The following is a 5,495-nucleotide window of genomic DNA, read 5'->3' as shown; positions in this document are numbered from 1 at the left end:
GTGCCCCGCTGCGTACTCGGATTCGGGCCGTACGTCGATGACGACGATGTCGCCGCTGCGCGCCTTGGCGAGCAGGGACTCGCGACTCTCCGCACTGAGCAGATCGGGGGCGGCGCTCATCTGCTCGAGCGCGAGGCGCAGTTCGAGCAGATGAGCCTCGGCCACGTCGCGGACGTTGAGCCACAACTCGGCGACGTCCTGTCCGCTCAGGCGGTAATGGATGAACTTGCCCTCGCGCCGGTTCTCCACCAGGCGCGCTTCACGCAGTGCCTTGAGATGGGCGCTCGCCAGACGCATGTCGATGCGTGCCTGCTGGGCGAGCGTCTCTACCGTCTTCTCGCCCTGGGCGAGTAGTTCGATCAGCTCGAGCCGCTTCGGGCTCGACAGCGCCTTGCCGATGCGGGCGACGTGTTCGTAAAGGGAGGATTTGGTGATGTTGGGTTCCATACGCACACTCTAACAAGCGTGCGTATGTTTGCAAGTGGTGCGCTCGGTGCTATGGATGAACCTGCTCCGAATCGACCATGTCGCGTCGGGCGTGGGCGATGATGAGCAATCCCGACCACAGCGCGAGCCCCGACATCACCAGCGCGACGATGAGGTCCGGCACGGCGCTGCCGGTGCCGAAGACGCCTGCCGCCGCGAGGATGACCGCGAGATTGCCGATGGCATCGTTGCGGCTGCATAGCCACACCGACCGCATGTTCGCGTCACCCGCGCGGAAGCGATAGAGCATCAGCGCCACCCCCGCATTGGCGAGCAGCGCGAGCACCCCGACGGCGCCCATGGTCAGCGGCTCCGGCGAAACGCCGTGCTGGAACGCCCACAGGGCGCGCGCCATCACGACGGCGCCGAACAGCGCCATCGCCACACCCTTGAGCAGGGCCGCGCGCGCCCGCCACATCAACCCCCACGACAGCACGGTCAGCGACAGCGCGTAGTTGGCGGCGTCGCCGGCGAAATCGAGGGCGTCGGCCCATAGGGCGACCGAGCCGGCAGCGAGGCCGGCGACGAATTCGACCACGAACATCGCCGCGTTGACGATCAAGGCGATCCACAATGCCTGGCGGAAACGTGGGCTCGCCGCGCTGGCATCGCAGGCGGAATGGGAACAACAACCAGACATGGCATTCTCCTGTTGGCGGGAAGAGGGTCAGGCGTGCATGACACACCCTGTAGCCGCTACAGGGTCAACGGGCTATGCTGACGACACGCCGCAATGCGGAGAAGCCGTGATGAAGATCGGTGAATTGGCCAAAGCGGCCCACGTCGAGGTCGAGACCATCCGCTACTACGAGCGGATCGGGCTGCTGCCCGCGCCTGCCCGCAGCCACAACGGCTATCGGGCCTACGCGGGGATGCATCTCGAGCGCCTGGCCTTCATTCGTCACTGCCGGGCGCTGGACATTGCCCTGGCCGACGTCGCGCGGCTGCTGCGCTTTGTGGACGATCCGTCTGCCGAGTGCGCAGAGGTGAACACGCTCATCGACACTCAACTCGCCCGGGTCCGCGCACGCCTCGACAGCCTGCGCACGCTCGAAGACCAACTCGTTGCCCTGCGCAGCCAGTGCGGCGCCCCGGATCGTGCTGCACAATGCGGCATCCTGCATGAGCTCGAAGCACCGACGCTGGGCGGTGCCTGCGTGTGCCACGCAGAGCGTCCGCAGTGATGTACAGGCCTGAGCAGGTTCGTTCATGGTTGCGATGGCGGCGTCTGTCTCCTTCCTGCGGTTAGAATCGCCGTCCATGCGCCATTGGTTTGCCATCCTGCTCCTGCTGCTCGTACCGCTCCAGTTCGCCTCGGCGGGCGTGGAGGCGTATTGCCTTCAGTCGAGTGGACTCGCGACCAGCCATGGCGACCACCCTCCGCATGCCTGCCAGATGGATGAAGGCGATATCGGCAAGGAGGGCAGGCTTCACACCGACTGCGCCTTCTGCCAGGTCCTGGCGGGCGCGGTGCTGCTGGATGCAGGCCGCCTGCCGCTGACAGGAGCGGGCCAGGTTCTCGTCGACACCGTGCAGGATAGCCTCGCTTCGGCACCGGTGGCCGAGCCTGAACGCCCCAAGTGGCGCCGCGCTGCCTGAGCGGCAGCCCCCCTTTGCTTCTCTCGTCGAGCACGCACCGCGCTGTCGCGGCGGCGTGCTCCATTGCGGACTTCTCTGCACGCCTGGGGATGCCGCACCTCCCGTAGCCCGGGAGGCAAACCTTGAGACCGACTCGATGCAAGACAAACGAACTCAATGGTGGTGGCTGATGGCCGCCTGGGCGGTGGCCCTGATATCCACGCTCGGCGCGCTCTTCATCGGTGAGGTGATGGGCATGACGCCCTGCGTGCTGTGCTGGTACCAGCGCATCGCAATGTTCCCGCTCGCCATCATCCTGGGCATGGCCGTGTTCACCGAGGACCGGCGCGGCGCGGTGTATGCGATGCCGTTCGCGCTGGCTGGCCTCGCCCTCGCGGCCTATCACTGCGCGCTGATTGCCGGCTGGGTGCCGCAGTGGTGGGTGCCTTGTGGCACCGGCCCCTCGTGCAGCCAGCAGGCCCTGGTCATCCTTGGCGACATCCAGATTCCCTGGCTGTCGCTGGCGGCCTTCCTCGCCATTGCCGCCGCTCTGACGATTTATCTGATAAGGACCCGTAAATGAACACACGAAAACTGCTGGCACTCGCCGTGCTGCTGATCCTCGGCCTGGCGTTCTACTTCGGCATGGATGCCTACCGTGATCGCACGCAGGCCGAGCAGGACACGCGCGTCGCCGTGGAAGCAAGCCGCCTCGTGCGGATGCACACCCCGATCATCGGGCCGCAGAACGCGCCGGTCACCATCGTCGAGTTCTTCGACCCCGCCTGCGAGACGTGCCGCGCCTTCTATCCGCTCGTCAAGCAGATCATGGCCCAGCATCCGGGCAAGGTCCGCCTCGCGCTGCGCTATGCGCCCTTCCACCACGGCTCGGACCAGGTGGTGAAGCTGATGGAGGCGGCACGCAAGCAGGGACTCTACACCCCTGTGCTCGAAGCGCTGCTGGCCGCGCAACCGCAGTGGGCGGACCATGCGGCGCCCAATCTCGATCTCGCCTTCGAGGCAGCCGCGCGCGCCGGCCTGGATATGGGGCGCGCCCGGCAGGACATGGAGACGCCCGAGATCCAGGCCGTGATCGCGCAGGACGTCGAGGATCTGACCGCACTGCAGGTGAACAAGACCCCCACCTTCTTCGTCAACGGACGCAGCCTGCCCAGCTTTGGTCCTGAGCAACTGGCAAGCCTGGTGGCCGAGGAGGTCGCCACGTCGCGCCCGTAACGGGCTGCTGGCACAGCGCTGGGGGCACAATGGAAGCGACCGCGTTCAGCGTGCCCCGTTTTTTGGGAGGCCTGCCGGATCTGGCGAGGTCATGAACAACATCTACGTCATCCACGCTCTGCTCGCGGCAGCCTTGTTCGGTGCGAGCACCCCGTTCGCCAAACTGCTCGTCGGCGAGATGTCGCCCTGGTTGTTGGCGGGATTGCTGTATCTCGGGAGTGGAGTCGGGCTGGCTGTGGCGCGGCTGATCCGCGACCGCACCTGGCGCCCCTCTGGACTCGCCGAGGGCGAATGGCCCTGGTTGCTTGGCGCGATTTTCTTCGGTGGCGTACTCGGGCCGCTCGCATTGATGTTCGGCCTGATGCGTACCAGCGGCTCGACGGCTTCACTGCTGCTCAACCTCGAAGCGGTGCTGACCGCCGTGATCGCCTGGGTTGTCTTCAAGGAAAACGCCGACCGCCGCATCGTGCTCGGCATGCTTGCCATCGTGGCGGGCGGGGCGGTGCTCTCCTGGCCGGGCGGTGATGCGGGGACAAGTGATTGGTACGGGCCCTTCGCCATCGTTGCTGCCTGCCTGTGCTGGGCCATCGACAACAACCTGACGCGGAGAGTCGCAGCCTCGGATGCGCTGTTCATCGCCGGTGCGAAAGGTGCGGTGGCGGGCTCGGTCAATGCAGGGCTGGCGTTCGCACTTGGCGCCAGTCTGCCCGCTGGCCCGATCCTGCTCGGGACCCTGGCCGTCGGTCTGCTGGGCTACGGCATCAGCTTGGTGCTCTTCGTGCTGGCGCTGCGCGCACTGGGCACGGCGCGCACCGGTGCCTATTTTTCCACGGCACCCTTCATCGGCGCGGCCTTTTCCCTTGTGCTGCTCGGTGAATCGACCTCACCGGCATTCTGGCTCGCTTCCGCCCTGATGGTCTGGGGCGTGTGGCTGCACCTCACCGAGCACCACGAGCACGAGCATGTGCACGAGCCGATGGAACACAGTCATCGGCATGTCCACGATGCGCACCACCAGCACGAGCATGACTTCGGATGGATCGGCGAGGAGCCTCACGAACATTGGCACCGGCATGAGGCGATGGTGCACAAACATCCACACTTTCCGGACATGCATCACCGGCATTTGCATTGATCGACTCAGCACCGACGTACTACTCGCAAGTTACAGGTTCAGGCGGCGGCTTGGCTTAGTAACCTGACGCAGAACCATCGAGATGACGAGTGTCTCTTACGGGTCGGCTGCTGACGTTCGGATGACAGCGCCCTCCGAGGCAAGGCACACCAGCGAGCTTTGCCAGAGCTTTTCGAGCTTGTCCCCAGCCGATGGGGACAGGGTTGTTGGAGGGCTTGTGGATAACTCGCGCAAGCTGTTGAGGCCAAGCCAGATTCGAGCGCTGCCCAAATTTTGAGCGGTGCCGTAGATCGAGTGCCTGCTGGAGCCGGCGGTGTCTCGCGTGCGGCCGGGTTGCAGAGCAGTCAACCGCCGTTTCCCCACGGGAGGGGCGGTGCAACCAGTCGCGGCGCCTGGCCGTCGCCGATCGCTCCGAATCGCGGCGCGCCTTGTTCCCACTTGGTTTGTGCCTGCGCGATGTCTTCCTTGCTGAAGCCCACAAAATTCCACCACATCAGCACGGACACCTCGAACGGCTCGCCCCCCAGGAACAGCACCCGAGCGCCTGCGGGTAGCGCAAGCTGAAGTTCGCTGCGTCCCTTGCCGAGGTAGGCGAGTTCGTCCGCGCTGATGGTTTCGCCGTCGACCATTGCGTCGCCAACGAGGGGCATCAGGCCGTACTCGAAACCGGGGTCCAGTTGGAGCGTGATGTTGCTGTTGCTGTCGCAGGCGATGTCGATGCCGACCAGCGGGGAGTGGATGCGCGCCGCTGCGGTTCGCTCACCGTAGCGGCCGGCGAGCAGGGTCAGTTCTGCACTGTCTTCGCGCCAGTGCGGCAGTTCGGCGTAGTGCTCGAAGGCGGGCGGGCAATCCTTATGCTCCGGCGGTAGGGCGATCCACAGCTGTGCCGCGTGCAGCCGCTCGCCGTCGCGCAGCGAATCCTCGGTGTGGGCGATGCCGTGCCCAGCGGTCATCAGATTGACCTGGCCGGGGAGGATGACTTGCTCGTTGCCCAGGCTGTCGCGGTGCAGGACCTCGCCCTCGATCAGCCAGGTGAAGGTCTGCAGGCCGATGTGCGGGT

General features: G+C 65.7%; 8 protein-coding genes. 5 read left to right on the top strand and 3 right to left on the bottom strand.

The window, feature by feature from the left end; translation table 11 throughout:
- Both RBT54_RS18130 and RBT54_RS18125 read right to left on the bottom strand, forming a co-directional pair.
- Positions 1-447, bottom strand: a 447-nt coding sequence (locus tag RBT54_RS18130; RefSeq protein WP_320368392.1) for a metalloregulator ArsR/SmtB family transcription factor, incomplete at its 3' end; no start/stop codon positions are given.
- Between the two features lie 49 nt (positions 448-496).
- Entirely contained in the window at positions 497-1,126 is a 630-nt protein-coding gene (locus RBT54_RS18125) for a cation transporter (protein ID WP_320368391.1), read from the bottom strand.
- 109 nt (positions 1,127-1,235) lie between these two features.
- Between RBT54_RS18125 and cadR the strand changes: the two genes are divergently transcribed.
- The 5 genes from cadR to RBT54_RS18100 all read left to right on the top strand — a co-directional run bounded on the left by cadR (position 1,236) and on the right by RBT54_RS18100 (position 4,435).
- Positions 1,236-1,670, top strand: a complete 435-nt coding sequence (gene cadR / locus RBT54_RS18120; protein WP_094269736.1) for a Cd(II)/Pb(II)-responsive transcriptional regulator — start codon at positions 1,236-1,238, stop codon at positions 1,668-1,670.
- A 25-nt stretch (positions 1,671-1,695) separates the two neighbouring features.
- A complete protein-coding gene (locus tag RBT54_RS18115; protein ID WP_320368390.1) occupies positions 1,696-2,085 on the top strand; it encodes a hypothetical protein in 390 nt (129 codons plus the stop codon).
- 136 nt (positions 2,086-2,221) lie between these two features.
- On the top strand, positions 2,222-2,647 hold the full coding sequence (locus RBT54_RS18110) for a disulfide bond formation protein B (RefSeq protein ID WP_320368389.1): 426 nt from the start codon (positions 2,222-2,224) through the stop codon (positions 2,645-2,647).
- Positions 2,644-3,300, top strand: coding sequence for a DsbA family protein (locus tag RBT54_RS18105; protein WP_094269264.1), 657 nt, complete (start codon positions 2,644-2,646; stop codon positions 3,298-3,300). The genes RBT54_RS18110 and RBT54_RS18105 overlap by 4 nt, the downstream gene beginning before the upstream one ends.
- A gap of 91 nt (positions 3,301-3,391) precedes the next feature.
- Positions 3,392-4,435 (top strand): DMT family transporter, encoded by a 1,044-nt coding sequence (locus tag RBT54_RS18100; protein WP_094269263.1) that lies wholly within the window; start codon positions 3,392-3,394, stop codon positions 4,433-4,435.
- A 344-nt stretch (positions 4,436-4,779) separates the two neighbouring features.
- Here the strand turns inward: RBT54_RS18100 and RBT54_RS18095 are convergent.
- The coding region (locus RBT54_RS18095) for a pirin family protein (protein WP_320368388.1) at positions 4,780-5,495 on the bottom strand (716 nt) is incomplete at its 5' end.

The organism is Thauera sp. (assembly GCF_034003485.1).
GTDB lineage: Bacteria > Pseudomonadota > Gammaproteobacteria > Burkholderiales > Rhodocyclaceae > Thauera.
This window is presented reverse-complemented; position numbering and strand designations above follow the sequence as displayed.

Coding starts and splice junctions, on each gene's coding strand:
- cadR (WP_094269736.1), top strand. CDS start 1,236: ATGAAGATCGGTGAATTGGCCAAAGCGGCCCACGTCGAGGTCGAGACC.
- RBT54_RS18100 (WP_094269263.1), top strand. CDS start 3,392: ATGAACAACATCTACGTCATCCACGCTCTGCTCGCGGCAGCCTTGTTC.
- RBT54_RS18105 (WP_094269264.1), top strand. CDS start 2,644: ATGAACACACGAAAACTGCTGGCACTCGCCGTGCTGCTGATCCTCGGC.
- RBT54_RS18115 (WP_320368390.1), top strand. CDS start 1,696: ATGGTTGCGATGGCGGCGTCTGTCTCCTTCCTGCGGTTAGAATCGCCG.
- RBT54_RS18125 (WP_320368391.1), bottom strand. CDS start 1,126: ATGTCTGGTTGTTGTTCCCATTCCGCCTGCGATGCCAGCGCGGCGAGC.
- RBT54_RS18110 (WP_320368389.1), top strand. CDS start 2,222: ATGCAAGACAAACGAACTCAATGGTGGTGGCTGATGGCCGCCTGGGCG.